Origin of the sequence: Rosistilla carotiformis (genome assembly GCF_007753095.1) — a bacterium.
GTDB lineage: Bacteria > Planctomycetota > Planctomycetia > Pirellulales > Pirellulaceae > Rosistilla > Rosistilla carotiformis.
The window spans coordinates 5,333,860-5,357,887 of sequence record NZ_CP036348.1 but is presented as its reverse complement, the minus strand read 5'-3'; the positions used below and the strand labels follow the sequence as shown (position 1 = coordinate 5,357,887).

Here is a 24,028-nt window from a genome sequence, read left to right as displayed (position 1 = left end):
CGGAGTCGCTTTATTGATGCCGCACCGGTGTGTGGCATCCAACCAGGCCGAATCCCGATACAATTGGGTTCGCAGGGATTCGTGCTTCAATTGAAGTTGCCGGAGCGCAACGTCCGGGCTGTGGAGATCGCAGTCTGATGATCCGTACAGGAAGATCCCGATGGCTTCTGATTTTCGACTCAAAGAACAACTGCCCGAACTGACCGATCGCATCGTCGCGACCTACACCGCCGACGACAAAATAAACCATCTGGGGCATTGTCCCCTGCCCAGCTACGAAGCCGTGGTTTCGATCGTCGAAGATCTCAAGGAGATCATCTATCCAGGGTATCGGCGACGCACAGGGCTGCACCGCGGCAACGTCGGCTACCATGTCGGCTGTCTTGTCGACCGGTTGCACGATACGCTGACCACGCAGATCGGCCGCGCGTTGCAGCACGAAGACCGCGTGAAGCACAACCATGGGGATTGCGAATCGCAGGTCGATTATGAAGCCAAGGGCCAAGCGATGGCGGTGGAGCTTCTGAAGCGAATTCCCGATTTGCGAAGGATCTTGGCAACCGACGCGCAAGCCGCCTTTGATGGCGATCCCGCCTGCCAAACGACCGACGAGATCATCTTCTGCTACCCCGGCCTTGAAGCGATCACGGTCTTCCGGATCGCAAATCAATTGTTACAGCTGGGAGTTCCGTTCATCCCGCGGATGATGACTGAAAAAGCGCACATGAACACCGGAATCGACATCCATCCGGGTGCCACGGTCGGGGATCACTTTTTCATCGATCACGGCACGGGAGTGGTGATTGGCGAGACTTGCAACATTGGCAGTCATGTGAAGCTGTATCAGGGTGTGACGCTGGGAGCGTTGAGCTTTCCAACCGACAGCGATGGGCAGTTGATCCGCGGACAAAAACGGCATCCCACCATCGAAGACCGTGTGGTCGTGTATGCCAATGCGACCATCTTGGGTGGCAAGACGGTGATCGGTCACGATACGGTGATTGGTTCGAGCGTTTGGGTGACCAGCAGCGTGGCGCCGCGCAGCACCGTCGTGCTGGAGAAACCGAAGCTCCGCGTACGGGCCGAAATGCCCGACGATATGGCTCCCGAATTGAACTACCAAATCTAAGCGGGTGCCCTGCGAAACAGACGCCTTCAATGGAGTGCGTCTTCGGTCGCGGCGTGCTGTCGCGACGCTTCGGCACTGTCAGTCGGTCAGGGCGTCGCTATTGAGCCCGTCGAGCGAGATCGGTTGTTGGCCGATCCGTCCCAGTTCATCCTGAGGGCGACGGCTGCCAAAACTGGGCCATCCGGTGACTTCGGTCAATTCAGGCATCAGTTCCAACATCTGCTCGTGAAGCATCGTCGTGAGTCGCTGCGTTCGCTGGTCGCCGCCGTGTTCGCACAGCGTCAGGATCGTCTTCATCATGCGGACCAATTTCGCTCGGTGGGCGATCGATTGACTTAATCGCATATCGGGCTCGATCAGCAATTCCGACAACGGAACATCGAGCGCATCACGCCAGCAAAGAAGCACCGACATCGGCACGTCGGTCGATGGCTTTTCTTGTTCACGCAGGTCGCGCATCGGCACGCCGCTGCGCCGTGAGACCGTACGGATGGTGACGTTCTGCTGTTCCCGGACAATGCGGATTCGGTGGAAAGGGCCCGTCTTGGAATAGGGCTTCATGCTGGAGTGACCGTTGTCACTGTCATCGCTCCACGGAGCGCTACCCATGATGATGTGCCCGAGAAAGTATCAAATAGAACGGAGCGGAAGGGAGAGTTGCCATCGCGGGCGACGTTCGCTAATCCTAGCTCCGCCACACCGGCCAGAACACGGTCGCCAATCCTTGGATGCCTCTCTCCGGCCGATAGTTCCCACCTGTCTTGGAAAAATCTTGCCAGTTCCGCCGCGTTGGCTCCTGGTTTGCTGGGCTAGCAATCTCCATGGCGCGGCTTGTAGGAGCCGCACACCGCGTTCGGGGCCGGCAATCCGCGGTCGCGCGATCGATCACCATTGCCCAGCCCGCCGCGAGCCTGCGACCTGGCGGTTGGAGAATTGCGTTCAGCGGCAGCTTTTTCGAAGCCGAAAGCGTTACGCCTGCGGAGCCGCAGCCCCTTCGGGTAATTGGCCCCCGACGGCGACGTACTGTTTGGCGACCTCTTCGACCGTCTGTTGGATCTGTTGTTCGGAGTGTTCCGAAGTGATGAAGAATCGCAAACGGGCCGCTGCTTCTTCGACCGCTGGGTAAAGGATCGGTTGCACGTTGATGCCCGATTCGAACAAGGCGTGTGATAGCTTCAATGCGAGCAACGAATTGCCCGTGATCACGGGAACCACTGGGGTTCCGCAGCTTTGCCCGGTGTTCAGGCCGCGCGCTTGAGCTTCACGGACGAATTGGCTGCTGCGTTCCTTCAGCCGCGCGACCCGTTCGGGTTCGGCTTTCATCACGCGAAGCGACGCTTGCGCCGCGGCGGCCGATGCCGGTGGCAGACCGACGCTGTAGACAAAACCGGGAGCTGTGTACTGCAGGTACTCGACCAATTCCGCACAGCCGGCGATGTAGCCACCACAGCTGCCGAAGGATTTGCTGAGCGTTCCCATCCAGATATCGACCGATTTGGGATCGATACCAAAATGTTCCGACATTCCGCGGCCGGTCGCCCCCATCGTGCCGATGCTGTGCGCTTCGTCGACCATCAACAAACATTGGTGACGTTGTTTGATCTCGACGAATTTGGGAAGGTCGGGAAAGTCGCCGTCCATGCTGTAAACGCCTTCGATGATCACCAACACGCGGCGATACTGGCGCCGGACTTCGGTAAGGATCCGATCGAGCGATTCGAAATCGTTGTGTTCAAATGGACGTCGACGGGCACCCGACAGCAACGCCCCTTGGATGATGCTGTTGTGCGAAAGGGCGTCGTGCAAAATCAGATCGCCCGGACCGACCAAGTGGCCGATGGTGGTTTCATTGGTGCTGTGGCCCCCGACGAAAACGATCGAAGCTTCGGTTCCAATCCACTCCGCCAGTTCGCGTTCCAATTCGCCGTGAATGGTTTTGTTGCCCGAGACCAAACGGCTGGCACTCACGCTGGTTCCAAAGCGTTGCAACGCTTCGCTCGCCGCTCGGGTGACTTCCGGATCGCCCGACATGCCCAGATAGTTGTAGCTGGCAAAGCTGATCAGTTCGCGGCCATCAATTTGCGTGGTGTCGCGCGTCAGCCCTTCGTGGACGGTGAAATAGGGATTCGGCAGCCCGGTCACCAACAGGGTCTTTTCGGTTTGCTTGAGCCGTTGGTATTCGGGGAACAGGGCAAACGTGTAGTCTTCCGGGCGGACTTCGCGCAACGGCAGATCGGCCTGGTCGGCGGCAGCCGCCAGGATGTCGATCGGATTGCAATCCAGATGCTCGCGAATTGCCAGGGCAACTTCCGCGACGGTCTCCATTTCCTGGAGCGCTTCGTCGGGAAAGCGACCACCAAAGATCTTTTCCAGCGAGTGGGCGACCTCCAGCCGTTCCAGGCTGTCGAGTCCCAGGTCGATGGCGATATTGGTGTCTTCGTTCATTTCGTCAGCGCGTTCGCGAGCGATCGCTTTGACTTCCCGAATGACGACCGAGACGATCTCGGGCGAAACCTGTTCGCTCGCCAGACGCGGACGTTTGGGTTGTGTGTGATTGGAACCCGATTGCAACGGTTCGCTGGATTCCCATCGCGACCAGCTGCCGACGATTTTCAGTTCGTTCTCGCGGATCATGTCCAGACAAGCGTGTCGTTGGATCTTTCCGCTGCTGGTCTTCGGAACCGAACCGGCGCGGACCATGTAGATCGCGTCGGGGGGCAGTTCATGTTCGGCCGTGACCGCTTTGCGAATGCGGTCGATTTCCGCGTTCCAATCGTGATTGCGGATGCGGACCGTTTCGGCAACGATCATCAATTGCTCGCGCCCCATGAAGTCCATCGCCATCGCCGCCACGGCACCGCTTTGCACCACGTCGGAAGCTTGTTCGCAAGTCAATTCAATGTCTTGCGGGTAACGGTTCACGCCGCGGACGATGATCATGTCCTTGAGGCGACCGGTAACGTACAGTTGCCCTTCGTGCATGAATCCGAGATCCCCGGTCCGCAGGAAGGGGCCTTGGCCATCGGCGGTCGCCGCGCCAAAGACCGCCCGCGTCTTGGCGTCGTCGTTCCAGTAACCTTTGCCGACACTGGGGCTTTGCACCCAGACCTCGCCAATTTCTTGCGGGGCCAGCAAGCGGAAGCTATCCGGGTCGACGATCTCGACACGTTCGCCCGGGATGATCTCGCCACAGCCAACCAAAGCCCGCGCGTCGTCATCGTCGGCGGCGACCAACTTGACTTGCAAATGGTTCAATCCGTCGGCTGAAAAATGGCTGATCTTTGGCTGACCCTTGGGGCCCCCGGTGACGATCAGCGTGGTTTCGGCCATTCCGTAACAGGGCAGGAATGCGTCGCGGCGGAAGCCTACGCGGGCAAACTTCTCGGCAAAGGCGTCGATGGTGGTCGGGCGAACTGGTTCGGCCCCGTTGAAGGCTACCTCCCAAGACGACAAGTCCAACGTGTCGATCTCTTCGGGAGTGACTTTTTCGACGCACAACTGATACGCAAAGTTGGGGCCGCCGCTGATCGAGACCTTGTACTTGCTGATCATCTGCAACCAGCGAACCGGTTTCTGCAGGAATGCCATCGGGCTCATCAGCACGTTGGGCCGGCCGTAGAACAAAGGCTTCAGCACGCCCCCGACAAGCCCCATGTCGTGATAGGTGGGCAGCCACGATGCGCCCGAACCGGCGCGGGTTGGGGTGAACGCGTGAACGATGTATTCACAGTTGGCGATCAGGTTGCCATGCGTCAACATCACGCCTTTGGGATCGCCGGTCGATCCCGAGGTGTATTGCAACATCGCGATGTCGTCTGCTGCGATGGTAGGCATCTTCCACGCATCAGCCGCTGCATTGCTCGGGTCGTCGCTGGCGATCATTTCGATCGCCGACAGATCGGCCGCTTGGTCTTTGTTGCTGCGAATCTGTTCGATCACCGATTCGACCGACAGCGCGAAGCCCGCACCGGAATCTTTCGAAATCGAATGGATCCGAGTGGCTTTTCGATTGCGGCGAGGCGGGTAGGCCGGCACCGCAGTGGCACCGGCGGCGTGGCAAGCGAAGAAACCAACGACAAATTCCAACCCCGGTGGATACAGTAGCAGAACGCGACCGCCGGTGGCTCCACGTTGTTGCAAGTAACCGGCCAGCGCGCGTACCCGTTCCCACAATTGGGCATAGGTCAGCATCGCATCGTCGTCTCCACCATCGCCATCGGTCGAATAGAAGGCCGGCGCATCGGGCTGCTGCTCGGTCCAATACCGAATGATATCGACAAAGTGGGTGCGGGGCGGATTGTACGGGGCGAAAAAGCTTTCCAGATTCACAGTGTAGGATTCCGTTACGCTTCGTTGTTCAGTGGGAGCAGCAGCACGTCAACCACGCGATCGGTTTGCGACGTATCAGGCGAGGGGGGCCTGAACTGCGTAAATATGCTGTCGTGTTTCGGGATGCCGACAATTATGTCCCGCAATCCAAAACGGCGGGAGGGCAGTGAATTCAAATCAACTCGAAAGCCCGTATCTTTGGGGGAGGTTGTTGCCCGTGGCGTGTGGTCGGAAATTCGCGCTGCAAGCATGCAGCGACGTTTGGGGGCCCTCTAAAGATACACCATAGATCGTCTCGGCGAGGTGATTTCTGCCCACCCGCCGTGCAGGGAATGACCTTTAAGTGCCGGTTGTTCGCCATTGAGGCGGTTTTAGTGGTGCGGGTGGTGGGATCGATGCCAGCTACTTTGCCTGTTTCAACTTTTCGCGAATCGTTAACAGTCGTGCTGCCAGTTGTTCTTCAAATCCTCGCCCCGAGGGGGTGTAAAATTCACGATCGATCCCCAGATAGTCCATCGCGGCGATCCCGTCGGGATGATTATGGGCGTATAGATAGCCTTCGCCATGCCCCAAGTCGCGGGCCCCTTGGTAATGTTTGTCGCGAAGAGCGACGGGCACGGGGACTAAATCCCCTTTGCGAACTTCCTGCCGTGCGTTGCCGATCGCCGTCGTGGCGGAGTTGCTCTTCGGCGCCAAGGCTAAATAGATCACCGTTTGGCTGAGTGTCAGTTGGCATTCGGGCAGTCCGATAAATTCGCATGCCTGCATCGCGGCAACGGCCAGCGGCAGCGCCTGAGGGTCGGCGTTGCCGATGTCTTCGCTGGCCAGAATCACCAACCGCCGACATAAAAACCGGATATCTTCGCCCCCTTCCAACATCCGCGCCAACCAATACAGCGAGGCATCCGGATCGCTGCCGCGAAGGCTTTTGATCAACGCGCTGGCCATGTCGTAGTGTTCATCCCCGCTGCCGTCGTAACGAATCGACTTTTGCTGCAACGATTCGCTAGCCAGTTTCAGGTCGAAACGGACCGGCCGTTGGGAGCTGCTGAGCACGCCGATCTCGAGCGCCCCAAGCGCCTTTCGAGCGTCCCCTTCGACCATCGTGGCGATGTATTGAAGCGCTTCGGGCTCGGCTTCGATTGGAATATCCCCCAGGCCGCGTTGAGGCGTTCGAATCGCGCGTTGCAACAGATCGACAATGTCATCGTTGTTCAGTGGTTCGAATTGAAACACTTGCGATCGGCTGATCAACGCCGCGTTGATGGCAAAGTACGGGTTGCTGGTCGTCGCCCCGACCAACGTCACGATTCCCGCTTCGACGTCCGGAAGCAACGCGTCCTGTTGCGATTTGTTGAAACGGTGGATCTCATCGATGAATAAGATCGGCCGCGGGGCGCCCGCCGCCACGTCGTCGCGGGCTTGCGATAAGACTTCCCGAAGTTCTTTAACGCCCGACAGCACGGCACTGAGCGAATGGAAACGACCGCCGGTTTCGTGAGCGAGCAGTTCGGCGAGCGTTGTTTTTCCAGTCCCTGGCGGGCCGAAAAAAAGGATCGAACCAAGCTGACGGGCGTCGATCATCCGTCGCAGCAGTTTGCCCTCACCTAACAATTGCTGTTGCCCGGCGAACTCGGTCAGCACACGTGGCCGCATCCGCGCGGCCAACGGCTTATTTGATTCCAGGTGATCCGCTTCGGCTTCATCAAACAACGACATCGATTCTTTTCGTAGGGTTTCAAGAACATGATCGCGCCGCGGGGACATCGAGCGACTCGAATCTCCATCCGATGAAATCGGCGTCGTCGTACCGACGCCTCTCGCGATCGCAGACGCAATCAAGTATCTCAGATGTCGCCGATTGAAGTAACTGACCTCGATCAACAGGCCGGTGAAAACGGAGGTTCTTGGGATGCGACTGACCGGACGCCATCGGGGCCTTTCTCCGTATCCTTGTGGCCAGGCTGCGATCGGCGTTCGCCGGAATTCTCAATCCGTCGGATCGCGGGCGGGCAAATTTCGGAAAATCGTCGAGAATCCTTCTTGTTGCAATGTAGACAGGTCTGTATAGTTCCGATATGGACAATCCAGAGACAAAGGGAAAGCGGTCGAACGTGCGTCAGCGGATCGTGGAGACCGCGGAACGCTTGTTTTATACCGATGGAGTGCGTTCGGTCGGGATCGATCGGATCATCGCCGAAGCGGCCGTCGCGAAGATGTCGCTGTACAACCACTTCGCCTCCAAGGACGATCTGATCCTGGCGGTGTTGGAATTTCGGGAAGAGAAGTTTGACGCGATGTTTGAAGAATCGATCCAAGAGCACGTCGCCGCCGGGCACGATCGACTCGAAGCCTTCTTCGCCGCATTGAAGGACTGGTTTCAGAGTCCCGGTTTCCGGGGCTGCATGTTCATCAACTCAGTGGCCGAGTTGGCTGACGCCGAGCATGCGGGGACCAAGTTTTCGGCGAAACATAAACAGCGGTTCCAGCGGATGTTGAAGGGGATCATCGCGGAGACTGCCGGCGAAGAAGCCGCCAAGGCATGCACCCCTGCGATCGCGTTATTGGTGGAAGGGGCGATCGTCACGGCGCAGATGAATCGTTCGGCCAAGTCGGCCGACGTCGCAAGGGTTGCGGCGAGGTCGCTGTTAGCGGCAAACAACAAAACATAAATGAAACGGGAAGCGAAGTTGGAGTCGAGCCTTTAGGCGACGTGCGCGGAAAAATCCGTTCGGCTGAAGCCTCGACTCCAACGACAATCCGTTCCGCTGAAGCCTTGGCTCCAGCGACAATCCGTTCGGCTGAAGCCTCGACTCCAACGACAATCCGTTCCGCTGAAGCCTTGGCTCCAGCGACAATCCGTTCGGCTAAAGCCTCGACTCCAACGACAATCCGTTCGGCTGAAGCCTTGACTCCAACGACAATCCGTTCGGCTAAAGCCTCGACTCCAGCGGTTTTCGTATCGGGTTCAGCTGTGAAATTTTAAAGTCGACGTTTTTGGACGTCTTATTTATTTACAATTGAAATATACAGACCTGTCTGTATTGTGTGTTGCCGGGGATGTTGCCCGGCTTGGTTTTCGAAGAGTCTTGAGAATCGTAGGAGATGTTACGATGCAACGCCTTTCATCCGTTGATCCACAAGTTGCCCAGGGCCGCACCAAGGAGTTGTTCGATACGGTCGAGCAAGCGTTGGGAGGGATCCCCAATGCTGCGAAAGTGATGGCTCACTCACCGGCCGTGCTCGGCAGCTATCTCGCCTTCAGTACGTCGATGGGGGACGTGAAGATTGGTGAAAAGCTGCACAACCAATTGAAGCTGATCACCAGTGAATCGAACCAATGCGACTATTGCACATCGATCCTCACCGCGGTGGCTCCCGCGGCCGGTTTGTCGGCAGAGGATATTTTGGCGGGACGCACCGGAAGCTCGGAAGAGCGTCGCACCAAGGGGGCGCTGGCGTTTGCTAACGACGTGTTGGACAGTCGCGGCAAGGTGACCGATTCGCAACTGGCCGCAGCGCGCGACGCGGGCTTTGACGACCAAGAGATCGTCGAGATTGTTGCCAGCGTGGTTTTGGGTTGCTTCACCAACTTCCTGAACAACGTGGCCGACACCGAGCTGGATGTGGCCAAAGCGGAACCTGTCGAAGCTGCCGCGTGCACGTCGGGAGCATGTGCGACGCACTAGTCTTGTCACCGGAACGGGCAACGCGTTCGCGTCGGCGAGCGCGTTGCCCATTTGTCACCTCTGTTACTGGAGTTAATCATGTCCCACCCCACCGCGATCCGTCCTCCGTTTCATCTTCAATCGGCGACCGCGAAGGTCCGTGCTGCCGAAGACGCTTGGAACAGTCGCGATCCGCAGCGCGTGGCGCTCGCCTATTCGGAAGATTCCCAGTGGAGAAACCGCAATCAATTTGTTAGCGGTCGAGATGCGATTGAACAGTTCCTTGCCGATAAGTGGTCGAGGGAGCTTGACTATCGCTTGGTCAAATCGCTGTGGAGTTTTACCGACGATCGGATCGCTGTCCGCTTTCAATACGAGTACCACGATTCGCATGGAACGTGGTTTCGAGCGTATGGCAATGAATTGTGGGAGTTCGATTCTGCTGGACTGATGCGTCGCCGTGAAGCGAGCATCAACGATCTGGCGATCGAGGAATCCGAAAGAAGGTTCCGTTGGGCGGCGCCGGGGCCACGCCCTGCCGACGATGTTGGAATTCCAAACCTGCAATGAGGAGAGTAACGATGGGGACCTTCCCTAGCGACATCGCCTTTACACCATCGGTCAAAGCGCTCCAGACTCAAAAAGGCTCCCGAGCCACCTACGCCAAAGTCGAACAGGGGCGTGGTTGGCAAACCGAAGTCACCGAGTCGCTCGAAGCGTTTCTTGCTGGACTGGATATGTTTTATTTGGGGACGGCAAATGCTTCCGGTCAGCCCTACATCCAATACCGCGGCGGGGCGGCGGGATTTTTGATAGTGCTCGACCCGCAAACGCTCGGTTTTCCCGACTTCGGCGGCAACCGGCAATACATCACCCTGGGGAATCTCGCAGAGAATCCGAGGGCGTTCATCTTCCTGATCGACTACGTTCACAGTCGCCGGATCAAGCTCTGGGGAACGGCTCGCGTCGTGGAGGACGATCCCGATCTGTTGGAACGGTTGCGCGATCCCGACTATCCTGGACGCGTCGAACGCGCGATCTTGTTCACCGTCGAGGCGTGGGACATGAACTGCCCACAACACATTCACAAGCGGCTTCCACAACGCGATGTGGCTCCTGTGATCGAGCAGTTGCAAAGCCGCATCAGCGAATTGGAAACAAAACTATCCCGCTACGAAGCACGCGACTAAAACAGCCGCGCCGCTTCTCGAGTTCCCCATCCAAGTTTCATCGATGACGATACTCCTATTCCTCAAGCTGATCACGATCCTTGCCATCGCGGGCTGCGGCCTGATGTCGGGATTGTTTTTTGTCTTTTCGGTTTCAGTGATGCGTGCCTTGGCGCTCTTGCCTGCGGCCGAAGGAATCCGAGCAATGCAGTCGATCAATCGAACGATCTTGAATGGGGTGTTCCTGAGCACCTTCTTCGGGACTGAGGTTGCCTGTCTGGCCGTGACCGTAATCTCCCTTTGGCAGCGTCAACCGGGATGGGCGTGGGGGACCGCGGGCGCTGCCTGTTATCTAGTGGGCGGTTTCCTGATTACGGCAGCCTGCAATGTCCCGTTGAACAACCAGCTCGATCCGCTCTCCGCAACCGCTCCGGAGAGCGAAGCCCAATGGCAACGCTACCTTCATCGTTGGACGCGTTGGAACCATCTGCGAACGCTCGCTTCGACCACCGCTGTCATTCTGCTATCGATCAGCTTGCTGTCGCGGTAAAAGTCGAATTACCGTCGCGTGCAACGCGGCTCTTCCGTTGCGATCTGCGTTTTTTCGACGAGATCATTGCAGCCAAAATGGGTATCCGAGGCTTTCGCTGCAACCGGAATGTCGTTCGCCCGACGCGCCACGGTTGGCGTGAACGAATCGCCGAGCGGAGCTTCTTTTGTTGGTGGGGAGCGCGAACCGCGAAAGCATAAAAAAACCCAACGTTTCCGGATTGGAAACGCTGGGTGATATGCAATGCAACCACACGATTGTGGTCTTGGCACCCTTGGCTTCGATCGAAGCGTATCGAGACGCTTTTGATCGAGCGAAGTAAAGTGCCCCCGCAAGGGCTCGAACCTTGGACCCGCTGATTAAGAGTCAGCTGCTCTACCGACTGAGCTACAGGGGCATTTTTTGAACGAGGGAGAGTTTACCAATTTGTCGTCGGTCTGCAAAGCCGTGTTTGGGCATTGTCACAATGTTTGGTCCCGACCGTTTTTGAAGCCTCGATGGCATTATTCCATATGTGGTAAACGGCGGCCTTGGCGGTTGGCTTGTTCCAATTGGTCGATCAGCTCCTCGGCCGAAGGGAAGGTCGCTGCGATCGAGATCAGCTTGCGATCGTCGACCTCGTCCGCTTCCCGCTGCGCAATCACATTGTCGACCTCTTCTTCCAGCGATGCCAACCAGACGGGCAGATCGAGACCAGAACCCGACGGAGTGCGGGTCATCAGTTCCGCTTCCTGTTCCAACAGGTCAAACGCGTGCGAATATTCCTGTTTGTCGGCGTCGCTCATCGCCAATTTGATCAATGCCCGCATCCGGTCGATCGTCATCGGTTGGATAAACCGTTCGCTGATCCGGTCGGCGACGGTGGGCATTCGCATCGCGTATTTATTCTGCAGCTCTTGCAGTTTTTCCAGATACAGCTCCGCCTCTGCACCAATCCGTTCGACCAAGGACCGTCGCCAAGCGGCGGCGGCGGCATCGAAACCACTGCGGACCAAGATCTCATGCGCCCACATCACCGGTCGCAGGTTCCAGGCGATCCGGTCGTAGCGAACCCGCAATCGCAAGAAGTCCAAGAACATATAGATCAGGTCGCCACGATCGCTTTGCGTCGTCGTGCTGTTGTAGTCGCGATATTCGCTGTGATGATCCAGGATCGATTCGAACACGATCTCCAAATGCTGTTCGGCCTTCTTCAGCGGCAGCGCCCCACCCAGGGCTTCGACCATCGGAGTCCCCGCCAACGCATCGGGATCTTCCATCAAGCGTTGCAGCCAATTTCCGACGCCTTGGTGCAAGATCGCTCGAATGTTCCCCAGCTTCAGGAAGGCTTGAGTGAAGATCGGGTCGCCGTAGTCGCGAATGAATTGGACCAATTCATCCCAAGACCTTTCATCCGAAGCGGTCTCCAGCACCGACAGTCGCAGCGTGCGGCTGTGCGCCAGCCAGCTGCCCAATAGGGTTTCGGTCAGCTTCTCCAGCAGAGAAATCAATTCGCCCGCATCGTCGCGCGTTGTCGCATGCCACGATCGGACCGTATCGACCAGCGACTGGACCATGCTGCGAAAACCGAAGCCGAACAGCGAATCAAACTCGGTGACCGCGCCGGGACCGACCGGATTATGATGCTCCATCAGCCGAGCGGTTTCGACCAATTGGCAGGCCAAGGCCAGGTGTCCTTGTCGCGGCAACCACTGCAGCAGATGGGTGAGCAAACGTCGTCGCAGGCGGGTGGAAAAGATCTTCACCGGGTCGCCGCCACGCGCCAGTGGAATGTACAGCAAGCTTTTGGTTTGTATCGCCCGCAACACATCGGGGAATTGTTTTTTCACATCCTCGCCGCGGCCATCGATCAAGGCCGAGAACATCTGGATCACTTGCTGATCGTCGTCGCTCATCGCCTCCATCAGCTGCGATGCGACCACATCGCCCCCGGGTTCGGCGCCCAGCGATCCCGTCAGCACCCGCCGCGCATCGGAAGTTTCCACCGCTGTGCCGATGATCCGTTCGATCAACGAATCGCGGACCATCCGGCGACGATCGTAAGTGCTCATCGAATCGTCGTCAGCCCCACCGGTGGGAATCCGGTAGTGCTGGACCGCTTCTAACAGTTCCAACAAACCGGCTCGATTGTGAGCCGCTTGTTGCGTCCATTGAGCCATCAGGTCGACCCGTCGGCCGACCAGTTCGAGATCGTTCTGTTCCGATGCTTCCGCGTGAGCGATGCTGCGGAAATCGGCAGCGATGACCCACAACCGCGACAGCGAAGTCAGGAAGCTCAGGTGTTCGGCCAGCCGACGCGATTCGGCTTCCAATTCGTCTTGGCTGCCGTCTCCCTCTTCAAACACGGCCCCTTCAAAGCCGTCGTTGGTCGTGTCTTGGTAGGTGACGTTTTCGTACGCGGCGTCGAACAGGTCCTTGCCGTCTTCGTCTTCGTCATCCCCCTGTTCGACCGCTTCGAGTTCGCGATCCCAGTCGCGTTTCCGTGTCGAATGTTCGCCCAGTGCGAAACGTGGCGGTTCCCAAAACTCTTCCGCGTTGGCTTCCAGGTAGTCGAAAAATTTGTGTACCAGTTCCCAGGGGCGGGCGGCGCCGGGTTTGGTGCGATCGCCGCGGCGAGCGGTCTGTCGCAAGCTGGCCAACCAGCGTTCGGCGATCCGCGGGAAAGAGCTGTTGCCACGCTCGAGGCCGACTTCCGCAGCGTTCCCCAACCAGTGCATCAGCAGGGCCATCGAGGCGACAAAATCCTCGCGTTCCAACAACGCTCCGATCACCAACGCGTAGGCTCGCGGAGAATCAAAGGCTTGCGCGTGAGGGGCCCAGAATTTAACGTCCCCTACGGACGCGCCACCGCGATGCCAGATCCGCAACGCGCCGGCGACGAGCTTGGCCGATTCGTAAGTCTCCAACGGGTCGGTCGCTTCCAGGTCGGCAACTTCATGCGCCGCAAATTGCCGCCACCACATCGCCGCTTCACGAAACTGGTGATCCAGCAAGGCAAAGGCTTTTTCATCATCGACGGCCGCCGCCTCGCTCCAGACGCGCGCCGTGTAGCCGAACAACTGTTCCATCAACCCGATCAATTCGTCGACACGGTGATCGTGGACCGCGCTGTCGGGGCCGTGGAAACGAGAGAAATTTCCTGCGAATCCGATGATGTTCCACGGGTCGACCATCGCACCGCAATCGATGCCGCGGTGAACCAGATCCATGACTTGAGCAGGGACTTCGGAAGCCGTTGCCAAATCCCCTTTGTGCAACGCCCGCAGGCCTTCGGTCATCGCGCAATCGATCCGGCTCTGCATCCGCGCATTGGTCACATGGACGACATCGTTTTGTCGCTTGGCCGCGTCGGGATATCCCATCCGCGCGTAAAGCTTGGCCAGGTGAACGTGTTGCAGTTGTTTGGCGCGTTGCCGCGCGAGCGACGCGTTGAGATGCTGTCGCGCGCCGCCAAAGGCTTGATGGCGGACGAGCATTTCCGCTTTCAACCGCTCGCCATGCGGACCGCTCATGCTGTTGAGCAGGAAGTCGTAAAACTCATCGCGAAACTGAGCGATCTCGGGACACAGGGTTGCCAGCGTCACGGTCGATGCATGCGCCGATGGGCCCCATCCGCTGATCCCCGACGCCATGAGGATCGTCCCCGCCAAAACGGCGGCAGCCTCTTCGGCCAGTTGTTCCTTCGGCAGGTCGCTCTCTTCGTTCACTCGGCTCAGCAACGCGTCGAGCGTCACCTGTTGTACCAGGAACCGCCGATAGCGACCTTGGTTATCGATGACGTGCGGGTCCCAGGTGCCAAAGTGATAATTGGGGCGCCGATTGACGGGATGATCAAAATCGTAAGCGCGGGGATCGTAAGCGAGTTCCGAAAGGAGCCGAACGTCGAAATGCGCGGCGCGCAAAATCGATTCGTCGGTCGCCCGGAGGATCTCCAACGCGCGGGCGAGCACGTCGTGATAACGCCCCGACGCGACTCCGACGCCTTCGATATACAACGGAATCGGGGCGACCCATTCATGCGGATAAGGTTGGCAACGGCGGTTTTCCAACGTCGCTACAGGACGGTATCCGACGCAGTTATTGAGACTGGCGATTGCACCGGCGACGATCCGGTCGGTCTCTTCCCAGGGGCCTCCCTGCTGCAAGACCGCTTCGATGCAGCGGCCTAAGAAAAAGCTGTTGATCAAAACTTCGGGCGGTTGATGGAACAACAGGTCGCGGTGGAAATCGATGTACGCCGGCAGCAGATCGCTCCAGACCAAACGGACCACGGTCCGTGCCTGTTCGACACTCGCAAACGCGCTGCTGGTCCCTTCCAATTCGGCCAGGGCGGTCTTGATCCGATCGCCCAGGTTCAACCAAGCGGCTTGGCTGAACAACGGATCGGTCGCCAGCGAGGGCTGACACAATCGATCGATATTGGCCAGCGTGTGAGGGTCGCTAGCGCCCGACGAGAAGTTCAGGTAGCCAGCGATCTGGCGGATCGCGTCGTCGGCATTCGATGAGGGCGGGGTCTGGAGGGGCATTTAGAACAGTCCGTTGATCGTCGCAGCAAACGTTGCACCAAGCAATGTTGGCCGCGTTGAAACGCAGCTTGCCCACAATCCTAGGATAAAAGTGGGGTCGAGGTCTAGGCGGGGGCGACAGGCGGGGGAACCATTGCTAGCGATTTTAGAGGCACTGTGGGTGCCGTAAATGCTACGTGGAGGGAAGGATGGTGCGCCGAAGGGGGGTTCCGGCTGTGATTCAGCTGCGCGGGACTTCGACCGAACGGATCAGCGAAGTCAGCTCCTCGTCGACCCGTCGGCCTTCGACTTCCGCTTCGGCCGTCAATTGCACGCGATGGCGCAGCGCCGGCAACACGACTTCGACCACGTCGTCGGGGGTCGCATAATCGCGTCCGCCAAACGCAGCCAGGGTGCGAGCGGACTGCATCAACGCGATCCCCGCGCGGGGCGACGCGCCGATATGTAACGAGGGCCAGTTGCGCGTTAAACGAACGAGGCTATTGATGTAATCGACCAACGCGTCGTCGATCCGCACTTGCCCACAAAGCGCGATGATCTCACGAATTTCCTGCGGCGATGTGACCGTTTCAATCTCGTCGTGCAGTCGTTTGTTCAGGTCGATCTGCAAGCTGTGCATACGCAGGATCTCGGCCTCCTGTTGGCTGCTGGGATAGTCGATGATCAATTTGAACATGAACCGATCCAGCTGGGCTTCGGGCAGGTTGTAGGTTCCTTCGCTCTCCAGCGGATTTTGAGTCGCCAGGACCAGGAACGGTCGCGGCACTTCATGGCTCACGCCGTCGATCGTGACGCGGTATTCCTGCATGATCTCTAACAGAGCGGCATGCGTTTTGGCGGGCGATCGGTTGATCTCGTCGGCCAGCAACAGCTGAGTGAAGACAGGGCCAGGATGAAATCGGAACTCCGATTCCTTCATGTCAAAGACCGGCGCGCCGGTGATGTCTGAGGGCATCAGGTCGGCAGTGAATTGAATCCGTCCGAATTGGCAACCGAGCACTTTGCCCAACGTGCGAACGAACAACGTCTTGCCCAAACCCGGGACGCTTTCGATCAACACGTGTCCATGGCTAAACAGTGCCGTCAACGTGCCTAACACCAATTCGTCTTGGCCGACGTACAGTTTGCCGATCTGTTGGGTGATCCTTTGATAGATCTCGCGTGCCCGTTCAAAGCGCTCTGACGACGGCGGATTGGTCTCGATCACGGTGTTTCTCCTGGTGGTTTCTCATTCGCAGTGGGAGCGGTTGGCAGCACCCATGGGCCCGAATCCTCGCCGCGAACCTGCACGAAGTATTCGGAAATTCGTTGCCGCGCATAGTCGGCATCTCCGCTGCGCCGAAGCATGTCGGCGACGGCCGAGACATGTTCGCCGAAGTCGCCCGTGGCGGGTGGGGGCAGTCGTCGCGGCCGGCCAAAGATCGGTAGCAGTGCGAGGATCGCAACAAATCCCAGCAACACGACATGCATCGTTGTCATGCTCAACGGCCACTGCGTCAGCAATTCCATGCCCGCGGCCAGTTCGTCGTCGGAATCTCCTTGGACACGGGCACCAAACCTATCGGTCCGCAGGAATCCGACCGTTCCCGGCGGGCCCGATGCGGCGATCAAGCGCTCGGCAAACGCGGCGTTGATCGGATCGGCAAGCGAAAGGTTCAACAACGGTTCGCCGGTGCACAGCACCAGGACTTGCGAATCGGGCCACCAATCGGAGGTCACGCGCGCGGCGACCACGTCTCCGGCGTCGGAGGTTACCAGCGGATCGAACGCGCAGTCTGTCGGTTCTTCCTCGTCGACGGTATCGCTGCTGAAGGTTCCCGCAGTCAGTTGGTCGTCGGTGTCTGGATCGTAGGGGCGGATCGTCGCACGCGTCGTCATACGTTGCGGCAACCGCAGGGGCTCCTGGGACCAGTCGCCAGTAAACCCTCGGGCGGTTCTCCAACGCGGCGTAAAGTCGGCAGTGAACCAACCATTGCTGAACGAATTTAAACCGGCAATGGGCTTCGCCCCTGGAACGGAAGCTTCTTCCACGATCTGTGTCCGAATTTGCCGCCGCCGAAACTCCATTCGATGCTCGGCTTCGGCATCGGCCATCGCTTGTTTCCAATACATCGGTTCGGTCGATTGCAGGCCACGCAGCACATAGATCAGCGTCCGCGGTTTGTTCGCCAACCATTCGTCCAACCACTGGGTCGCTCTGCGGCTGGGAACCTGTTCGGCATCGGGAAACCAGACGATCGTGTCCAGCGATTCGGCCGCGAGCGACAGTCGCTTGAGCGTTTCGGTCTCCCAGTCGCGCAGTTCGTACATCCGCCGAAACCCCGCGACGCCATTGATGCTTTTCGTTCCTTGATGGGAGTAGGAGTATCCGTACGGCGTGGTCAATCTTTGTGGGCGGGTGAGGATTGCATAGATCCCCCACGCGATCACGACCAACACGATCAGTCCCCAAGGGCCCCAAGAGCGTCTCATGCGGAGGCTCCTTTGTTGCCCGTTTGATCAATCGCCGCGTGGAAGTTGTCCAGCTGTTCCCAACAACGTTGAAAGCGTTGTCGCGTGAGGGTGTGATCGCCAAAGAAGGCGTCTTCAAAGGCGTGGATCGTGTCGTGCAAAATCGCTTGCAGCGCATTCGACTGACGGATTTCACGCAGGTATTGACGATTGGTTTTGCCACGCGCTAGCCGCAGCAATTGGTGTCGATCCAGTTGAACCAGTTCGTGGCTGAATAGATAGATGATCGCTTCGTTGTAACGCCCTAACTCCATCAATCGCCGGGCTTCGCCCAACAGGTTCGATGCGGGGTGATCGATCCGTACCGGCAAGCGTTCGAGTCGTTCGGCCGTTTCGCTCGGGTCCTCGCGGTGGTTTCCTGCCGCTCCCCTCCGCCGGGCGCGGTCGCGTTCGTGCAGGATGAACGCATAACCGATCGCCGCGAAGATCAACAGCAGCACGACCGCCAACAGCGACCATGCGATGACTTGCCCGATCATTTCCAATATCGAATCGAAGTTCTGGGGTGTCGTGGATTTGCCGTTGTCGATGCCGACGTATCCCGAGGTTCGCGCCGCTACATCGGCGTCGGATGCATCGGTGCTTTCGACCGGGACCGCTTTGATCCGATCTTCGTCACCGCTATACCACGGCACCTTGCCCAACGACCGTAGCGCTTGGCGGCCGATCGGTTGGGAGGTTTCGGTCACGCTCGCGGCCGGCATCGCTTCTCCGTGCGCCGCGGGAACCGATGTGTTCGCCGCCAGCGTAAGCCAGCTGACGAAGAGGAACATTCGCCAACAGCAAGCGTCTTCAATAGACGGCCGACGATCCAAGATCACGCGAACCACCGCGTCGATTGATTTGACGATCATCCGCCAACTCCTGGAGCCGGTTGCTGCGATTGGGGATCTCCAAATTGACGCTGGACCTCGGCGCGAAGCCCCAGTTCGACGTCCCATCCTTCCAGCCGAATGCGATTGTCCAAATAGCACAGGAATCGGAACAGTACGGTGTATCCGGCGACGATCCACATCGCGGCCGGCACATAGACCAATTGGGCGACAATGTTAAACGACCATCGCTGGGCAAAGACGCCCTGTAAGAAGATCATCGCGAAGAACAGCGATACCGTCAGCATGCCCGACAACAGCAACATCGTCACGAAACGGTTGACCGAATCCCCCGCGACGGGCGTGTGAAACAAGTGGCTGCGGTGGCTGTAGGTGACCGCCCCCGTCGCGCCGCGTCGCAAGGGGCAGCGTTCCAATAGCAGGATTTCGGGCGTGTGAGGGCGGAAGGCTCGCAGGGTGCCGACGTACATCAGCAGCAACATCATAAAAAAGACAGCCAAGCCGTCGGCGTCGCCTAGCGACCAGGTCCAAACCAGCAGCAGTACCGCGGGCACCGGCCCTCGCAAGACGCCTAATTTCCAAACCCAACGGTGCCAGGTCGCCCAGGCATCGCGCGCCACCTGTCGCCAGGTAGGTCGCTGTTCAAAGACGGCTTGGCCGATGTAAAGCGTTGCAAAAACCCCCGCCAACGGCGCCTCGAGGAAGATCAGCGAAGCCATCAAAAACAGATATTCGCTGCGCCAAGCAAAGGTCTCGTCGTCGCCAATCCCTTCGAGTTCGGCTTCGATCGGCAGCCATCCAATCAAGGCAGCATTCATCAAGGCCAGCGGCAGAACGCCGGCCAGGAACGCGACGCACAACGGAATGCAATACTGACGCATCAACAACAGCGTCAGGTCACATAGCTCGCTATTGGATCGCGGGCGAACAACAACGTGTGTGCGGTCAAGTTGCATCGATGCCCGCCCTGGGAAATCCCAACACCACAAAATAGAAGGTCATCGCGCCGCTGGAAAGGATCGCCCACATCGCTTTGATCGTGTACGGAAGCGGACTGGGAGACAGAAAGCCTTCGGTGATCGCCGCCAGGAAAAACAAAACCGATGCGGCAGCAATCACCGGGATCGCGCGGATCGCGCTGACTTTCAATGAATCCCCACGTCGCAAACCGGTCGTCGAAATCAGCCCCAACCCCAACCGTAATCCCGCCGCTGCCGAAAGCACGATCGCTGTCAGTTCGAACGGTCCGTGGGCGGTCACGAATTCGAAAAAATTATCGCCGCCCGTGGTTGAATCGCGAGCCATGTATCCAAAGCTGGTCCCGAGCGCCACCGCGTTGTAAGCCAACGTGAAGATGCAAGGAATGATCAGGATTCCATAGGCGAAACACTGCAGGCCGATCCCCGTGTTATGCCGGATGTAGAAGCTGGCCATCATCACGTAATGGTCAAAGCCGGCGTCGAGTTCGGCTTCGAAGTTCGATTCCATTTGCTCCAACTGCGCTTCGCCCACCACTTGCGCGGGAAAATCGGGCAGCCGTTCTTCCGACATTCCCAACAGCATCGAAAGCCAGAACAGGCCGAAGAACAATATCCCGCAGACGTGCACGCATGGGTCGGCAAAGATCTGTCGCGGTGCCTGACGAACCAACATGTCGACCGATCGGTCGAGAGAAAAATTGCGGCTGCGATACAGTTGATTGTGGGCGCGGCCTACCAAGCGATGCAGGTATTCGACCGTTGCCGGTGGCAATTGATAGGCCTCGGCCAAAGCCAGGTCGGCGCAGGCAGAACGATACAACGAAGCAAACCGTGTCGCACCGGGGGCTTTTCCACGCGTCCGACCGCGACTCTGCATTTCATCGCACAATCGCTCCAGTTCTTCCCAGCCGTGGCGACGCTGTTCCAACAGGGAGACAATGTTCATGGTCTGGATTCCGGAGGAATGGAAGCTTCGAGGTCGCGATCGGGTTCCATGACCACGGCGACTTCGACGAGCGATGCGTCGGAACTGTCGGCGACCGGTTCGGCCGCCACCAAGTGCGCGTCTTTTAACATCGGACTGTATCCAGCCAACGGTTGTAAGTCGACATCTTGATCGCGCGCGTCGGCTAAAAACGTCCGCCAATACAATGCATACAATAACAGATCGGGATCGAGGTCTTCGCGGAATTCAAAGCGGTCGCCGAGCCCCGCGGCTAGATTTTTGGCGAGTTCGCGTCGCCGCTGTGGGGACAGGAACATGCGGCGTTCGGCATACAACGCCAAGACCTTCGCCAACGAGGGACTGACCCGATAGTCGGGTGGAATATAGCTGGCCAGTGCCGGAACCCGCGTGTCTTCGACTCTGGCCACCGGCAGCGTCCAGCCTCGTTCATCGATCACCACCATCGTCCCAGCGGCTAGATCTCCCAACCGTTGCATTCGCCGCGTGCAGGTCATCGCAATCAACGCGGCGATGCCGGTCGGGATCAGATAAACGGGGGGCGCGTCTTCGAAGAAAAATTGCAGCGACAGCGGTGGTGCCAGGTCGGCAACACAAACGAGGTTCCGCAACATCGCCTGGACACCACCGATCGGATGCCCCGAGACGGTGACCACGCGGATTCGCATCGCCATCTTGCCCAGCGTGCGGCCGTTGCACCAGGTCTCCATCGCCACGCCGTAGAACCACCAGACCATGAACCATCCGATGTTGATCGCGGCGAATCCAAAGACGCCGATCAATTGGCTGCCGGTGATGCCAGCCAACAACGCGACGGCGAAGACTGCAAACAGGATGATCGCCAGCTTGACCAACACGTCGATCAGGAATGCGGGCAACCGTCGAAAGGGGCCCGCCAGTTGATACTTGAACGCAATGTTTTCAGGCGTCACCACTTCGATCGTCGTATCCAGTGGTGCGAGCTGAGACATGGGCAAAGCGATCGAGTGGTTCGCGGGAATTGGGCACAAGCTGCCTCATTCTAGCAATTTTCACCTGAACGCAACCGTCGCCCTGCGTCGCCCACGGGAAAACCGATCGACGGCAAGTGGTCTGTCGAATCGCAGCCTACGAATGGATTGCCAGTTGACGCTCGCGAGCCATTTGTCTCAGTTTCGCCAACGGCACGGTCGCCTGTTCGGACATCGCGGCACGATGGCGCCGAGGGGCGATGGGCAGGCGTCCCGAAGCGACGCTCAACGCTCGGATCACTGAACCACTGGACCGAAACGGCGCCGCTTCGATCGCAGGCTGGTTCGAGGGCCGCATCGCGGGTTGGATGTCTCTGGGAGCGGTTGGGGGTTGAAGGCGCGGCTGCGGTTCGGCTTTGGAATCCGACACCCAGACGGTTTGACTCAAATTTTGTCCCCACACGCCGCCAAATTTTTCGACGTCCAGGTCGCCATGCACCACGCATTGGCATGCCAGCCGCAAACCTGCCTCGGCCGCATGAGGTGGCATGCGCAGACGCAACGCTTCAAGCTTCGTTGGCCACGACGCGCTGCCACGCAATTTGACAGCGCAGGTGCCACAGGTGCCCAAGCCGCGACAATTGGCGATACGTGCCAATGGGTGATACAGCGGCAATTTTGCCTTCAACAAGACACGGCGCAGGTTGGCCCCTAAGTCGCATTCAATTCGAACGCCGCCGAAAGTGACGATGGGCATGACAAAAGATTCCTGGCCGACAAGGTTCCGATTGGGGTGTCTTCTATTCTGAGTCGCGATGGGGCAAAAGCAAGCCACGAAAGCGATCGCTGCGGAATATGACGCCTCTACCGATGAGGGAACCTCGCGGGTCGATGTCTGTGCGTTCGGCCAATCATCCTTTTGCGTTGTCACGGTTCTCCGTAAGGGTGTCGACCGTGCTGTGCACGATGCCGTCGGCAAGGACTGTCTGAATCGATTGGCCCACCTGTAATTGCTCCACCGATTGCACCAGCTTCCCCGCGTCGGCCGTTTGCGTAACGCTGTAGCCGCGGGCGAGCACTTTTAATGGCCCCACCGCGTCCAACAGTTCCGCGGTCGATGCCAATTGTTGACGCATCTTGGCGACGACCTGTTGGATTCCGCGATTGAATCGCAATTCGGCTTCATCGAACCACTGCGATTGTTGCGCGATGCGATCAAACGGACGGGTGAACACTGGGCGTCGCGACAATTGCTCCAGCTGCGATTGCACGGTGGCGTGCTTTTGAAAAATCCGCAGCCTCAGATCGTCGGCCAATTTCGCCAATTCCTTGGCGAGGTCGTCGCGCGAACGGACGACCAATTCACCGGCTTCCGACGGCGTCAGCGCGCGGCGATCGCTGGCCAGGTCGCTCAGGGTGACATCGATCTCGTGGCCGATCGCCGAGACCAAAGGAATCTGCGACGCCGCGATCGCACGGACGACTCGTTCGTCGTTGAAGCACCACAGATCTTCCAAACTGCCGCCACCGCGGGCGACGACCAGAACGTCTAGTGCGGGCTGAATCCGATGGGCGGCGTCGATACCGGCGACGATCTCGGCGGCCGCTTCGGTCCCTTGAACTTTGGTGGGAATGATCAGCACGTTCAGATCGGGCCAACGCCGTTGGGCGACCTCTAAGAAATCGTGGACGGCTGCGCTCGTGGGGCTGGTGACCAGGCCGATCCGCCGCGGAAATCGCGGCAGCGGACGTTTCCGCGCTGGATCGAACAGCCCCTCGGCCTGCAGTTTCTGCTGCAGCTGGCGAAGCGCGAATTGCAGATCTCCGACCCCGCGTAACTCGACCCGGCGGATCACCAATTGATACGTCCCGCGGGCACCGTAAACATCGACATCGCCTTGGCACAGGACCGATTGCCCATCCTGTAGATCGAACCGCAACCGCTCCGCCGCGCTTCGCCAAATCACACCGCGAACTTGGCTTTGTTTGTCCTTTAGCGTCAGATAGATGTGGCCGCTGTGAGGCCGCGCGATATCGGTGATCTCTCCCGCCACCCAGATGTTGCGAAACCGGCCCTCCAGCGTCTGCTTGACCTGATCGTTCAACTGAGTCACCGACAGGGCGGTCGGCTTGGCGGCGGCAGGGTTGGAATTCGGAGTGTTCAACGGTTCGCTCAAACGGAGATGGGCAGGGACCTACGGATTGGCAATGGCGATCCGCAGGCTATGGCAGCGGCGATGGGCAGTCAATCGATCGCGGCGGGTTTCCTGGCGACCGATCCGAACCGTGGGGCGACCGATGGCGGGAATTCGCCGCAGGGGCCTGAACCGCCAGCGGTCGGGCGTGTCTTGTTGAACTCTGGCGGGCCGGCCGTCGTCACGCACGTGGCGTCGCCGGCTTGCGATTCCGCGACGTCCCA

Annotated in this window: 18 protein-coding genes and 1 tRNA gene; 6 read left to right on the top strand and 13 right to left on the bottom strand. The window is 58.8% G+C overall.

The features are described 5' to 3' along the window. The first annotated feature begins 160 nt into the window (after nucleotides 1–160). Nucleotides 161–1,129 carry a serine O-acetyltransferase gene (locus tag Poly24_RS19415; RefSeq protein WP_145099354.1) on the top strand — a complete coding sequence of 323 codons (969 nt, stop codon included), beginning with the start codon at nucleotides 161–163 and terminating at the stop codon, nucleotides 1,127–1,129. Between the two features lie 78 nt (nucleotides 1,130–1,207). On the opposite strand, the gene Poly24_RS19410 is transcribed toward Poly24_RS19415, so the two are convergent. From Poly24_RS19410 to Poly24_RS19400, 3 genes are all read right to left on the bottom strand, one after another. Then, complete coding sequence (locus tag Poly24_RS19410) at nucleotides 1,208–1,738, bottom strand: helix-turn-helix domain-containing protein (RefSeq protein ID WP_145099350.1); 531 nt, start codon at nucleotides 1,736–1,738, stop codon at nucleotides 1,208–1,210. A gap of 360 nt (nucleotides 1,739–2,098) precedes the next feature. Next, nucleotides 2,099–5,458 (bottom strand): aminotransferase class I/II-fold pyridoxal phosphate-dependent enzyme, encoded by a 3,360-nt coding sequence (locus Poly24_RS19405; protein WP_145099347.1) that lies wholly within the window; start codon nucleotides 5,456–5,458, stop codon nucleotides 2,099–2,101. A 402-nt stretch (nucleotides 5,459–5,860) separates the two neighbouring features. Next, nucleotides 5,861–7,177 carry a replication-associated recombination protein A gene (locus tag Poly24_RS19400; RefSeq protein ID WP_145099344.1) on the bottom strand — a complete coding sequence of 439 codons (1,317 nt, stop codon included), beginning with the start codon at nucleotides 7,175–7,177 and terminating at the stop codon, nucleotides 5,861–5,863. Nucleotides 7,178–7,572: 395 nt separating this feature from the next. Between Poly24_RS19400 and Poly24_RS19395 the strand changes: the two genes are divergently transcribed. The 5 genes from Poly24_RS19395 (at nucleotide 7,573) to Poly24_RS19375 (ending at nucleotide 10,845) form a co-directional block, all read left to right on the top strand. Beyond that, nucleotides 7,573–8,130, top strand: coding sequence for a TetR/AcrR family transcriptional regulator (locus Poly24_RS19395; RefSeq protein ID WP_197452028.1), 558 nt, complete (start codon nucleotides 7,573–7,575; stop codon nucleotides 8,128–8,130). A gap of 441 nt (nucleotides 8,131–8,571) precedes the next feature. Next, entirely contained in the window at nucleotides 8,572–9,147 is a 576-nt protein-coding gene (locus Poly24_RS19390; protein ID WP_145099338.1) for a carboxymuconolactone decarboxylase family protein, read from the top strand. A 78-nt stretch (nucleotides 9,148–9,225) separates the two neighbouring features. Then, the gene (locus tag Poly24_RS19385; RefSeq protein WP_145099335.1) at nucleotides 9,226–9,696 is read left to right on the top strand and encodes a nuclear transport factor 2 family protein; all 471 of its coding nucleotides are present in this window, start codon (nucleotides 9,226–9,228) and stop codon (nucleotides 9,694–9,696) included. A gap of 11 nt (nucleotides 9,697–9,707) precedes the next feature. Continuing rightward, entirely contained in the window at nucleotides 9,708–10,316 is a 609-nt protein-coding gene (locus Poly24_RS19380) for a pyridoxamine 5'-phosphate oxidase family protein (RefSeq protein WP_145099333.1), read from the top strand. A 43-nt stretch (nucleotides 10,317–10,359) separates the two neighbouring features. After that, nucleotides 10,360–10,845, top strand: a complete 486-nt coding sequence (locus Poly24_RS19375) for an anthrone oxygenase family protein (protein WP_145099330.1) — start codon at nucleotides 10,360–10,362, stop codon at nucleotides 10,843–10,845. 324 nt (nucleotides 10,846–11,169) lie between these two features. On the opposite strand, the gene Poly24_RS19370 is transcribed toward Poly24_RS19375, so the two are convergent. From Poly24_RS19370 to xseA, 10 genes are all read right to left on the bottom strand, one after another. Next, nucleotides 11,170–11,242: transfer RNA gene (locus Poly24_RS19370), tRNA-Lys, on the bottom strand. A 106-nt stretch (nucleotides 11,243–11,348) separates the two neighbouring features. Beyond that, nucleotides 11,349–15,371 carry a hypothetical protein gene (locus tag Poly24_RS19365; RefSeq protein WP_145099327.1) on the bottom strand — a complete coding sequence of 1,341 codons (4,023 nt, stop codon included), beginning with the start codon at nucleotides 15,369–15,371 and terminating at the stop codon, nucleotides 11,349–11,351. A gap of 220 nt (nucleotides 15,372–15,591) precedes the next feature. Beyond that, on the bottom strand, nucleotides 15,592–16,527 hold the full coding sequence (locus Poly24_RS19360) for an AAA family ATPase (protein WP_391556923.1): 936 nt from the start codon (nucleotides 16,525–16,527) through the stop codon (nucleotides 15,592–15,594). A 47-nt stretch (nucleotides 16,528–16,574) separates the two neighbouring features. Beyond that, the gene (locus Poly24_RS19355; protein WP_145099321.1) at nucleotides 16,575–17,843 is read right to left on the bottom strand and encodes a hypothetical protein; all 1,269 of its coding nucleotides are present in this window, start codon (nucleotides 17,841–17,843) and stop codon (nucleotides 16,575–16,577) included. Continuing rightward, nucleotides 17,840–18,736 (bottom strand): DUF4129 domain-containing protein, encoded by an 897-nt coding sequence (locus Poly24_RS19350; RefSeq protein ID WP_197452027.1) that lies wholly within the window; start codon nucleotides 18,734–18,736, stop codon nucleotides 17,840–17,842. Before Poly24_RS19350 ends, Poly24_RS19355 begins: the two co-directional genes overlap by 4 nt. Then, a complete protein-coding gene (locus Poly24_RS19345; RefSeq protein ID WP_145099315.1) occupies nucleotides 18,733–19,671 on the bottom strand; it encodes a hypothetical protein in 939 nt (312 codons plus the stop codon). The genes Poly24_RS19350 and Poly24_RS19345 overlap by 4 nt, the downstream gene beginning before the upstream one ends. After that, a complete protein-coding gene (locus Poly24_RS19340; RefSeq protein WP_145099312.1) occupies nucleotides 19,661–20,641 on the bottom strand; it encodes a stage II sporulation protein M in 981 nt (326 codons plus the stop codon). The genes Poly24_RS19345 and Poly24_RS19340 overlap by 11 nt, the downstream gene beginning before the upstream one ends. After that, entirely contained in the window at nucleotides 20,638–21,630 is a 993-nt protein-coding gene (locus Poly24_RS19335; protein WP_145099309.1) for an RDD family protein, read from the bottom strand. The genes Poly24_RS19340 and Poly24_RS19335 overlap by 4 nt, the downstream gene beginning before the upstream one ends. Nucleotides 21,631–21,766: 136 nt before the next feature. Further along, the gene (locus Poly24_RS19330; protein ID WP_145099306.1) at nucleotides 21,767–22,366 is read right to left on the bottom strand and encodes a 2Fe-2S iron-sulfur cluster-binding protein; all 600 of its coding nucleotides are present in this window, start codon (nucleotides 22,364–22,366) and stop codon (nucleotides 21,767–21,769) included. A gap of 154 nt (nucleotides 22,367–22,520) precedes the next feature. Then, nucleotides 22,521–23,774: an exodeoxyribonuclease VII large subunit gene (gene xseA / locus Poly24_RS19325; protein WP_145099303.1), complete on the bottom strand. Its 1,254-nt coding sequence runs from the start codon at nucleotides 23,772–23,774 to the stop codon at nucleotides 22,521–22,523. Nucleotides 23,775–24,028 lie beyond the last annotated feature (254 nt).

What these genes read in the sequence shown, in the direction of transcription:
- Poly24_RS19415 (WP_145099354.1), top strand. Translation starts at nt 161, where the DNA reads ATGGCTTCTGATTTTCGACTCAAAGAACAACTGCCCGAACTGACCGAT.
- Poly24_RS19410 (WP_145099350.1), bottom strand. Translation starts at nt 1,738, where the DNA reads ATGGGTAGCGCTCCGTGGAGCGATGACAGTGACAACGGTCACTCCAGC.
- Poly24_RS19400 (WP_145099344.1), bottom strand. Translation starts at nt 7,177, where the DNA reads ATGTCGTTGTTTGATGAAGCCGAAGCGGATCACCTGGAATCAAATAAG.
- Poly24_RS19390 (WP_145099338.1), top strand. Translation starts at nt 8,572, where the DNA reads ATGCAACGCCTTTCATCCGTTGATCCACAAGTTGCCCAGGGCCGCACC.
- Poly24_RS19385 (WP_145099335.1), top strand. Translation starts at nt 9,226, where the DNA reads ATGTCCCACCCCACCGCGATCCGTCCTCCGTTTCATCTTCAATCGGCG.
- Poly24_RS19380 (WP_145099333.1), top strand. Translation starts at nt 9,708, where the DNA reads ATGGGGACCTTCCCTAGCGACATCGCCTTTACACCATCGGTCAAAGCG.
- Poly24_RS19375 (WP_145099330.1), top strand. Translation starts at nt 10,360, where the DNA reads ATGACGATACTCCTATTCCTCAAGCTGATCACGATCCTTGCCATCGCG.
- Poly24_RS19365 (WP_145099327.1), bottom strand. Translation starts at nt 15,371, where the DNA reads ATGCCCCTCCAGACCCCGCCCTCATCGAATGCCGACGACGCGATCCGC.
- Poly24_RS19355 (WP_145099321.1), bottom strand. Translation starts at nt 17,843, where the DNA reads ATGAGACGCTCTTGGGGCCCTTGGGGACTGATCGTGTTGGTCGTGATC.
- Poly24_RS19350 (WP_197452027.1), bottom strand. Translation starts at nt 18,736, where the DNA reads ATGATCGTCAAATCAATCGACGCGGTGGTTCGCGTGATCTTGGATCGT.
- Poly24_RS19345 (WP_145099315.1), bottom strand. Translation starts at nt 19,671, where the DNA reads ATGCAACTTGACCGCACACACGTTGTTGTTCGCCCGCGATCCAATAGC.
- Poly24_RS19340 (WP_145099312.1), bottom strand. Translation starts at nt 20,641, where the DNA reads ATGAACATTGTCTCCCTGTTGGAACAGCGTCGCCACGGCTGGGAAGAA.
- Poly24_RS19335 (WP_145099309.1), bottom strand. Translation starts at nt 21,630, where the DNA reads ATGTCTCAGCTCGCACCACTGGATACGACGATCGAAGTGGTGACGCCT.
- Poly24_RS19330 (WP_145099306.1), bottom strand. Translation starts at nt 22,366, where the DNA reads ATGCCCATCGTCACTTTCGGCGGCGTTCGAATTGAATGCGACTTAGGG.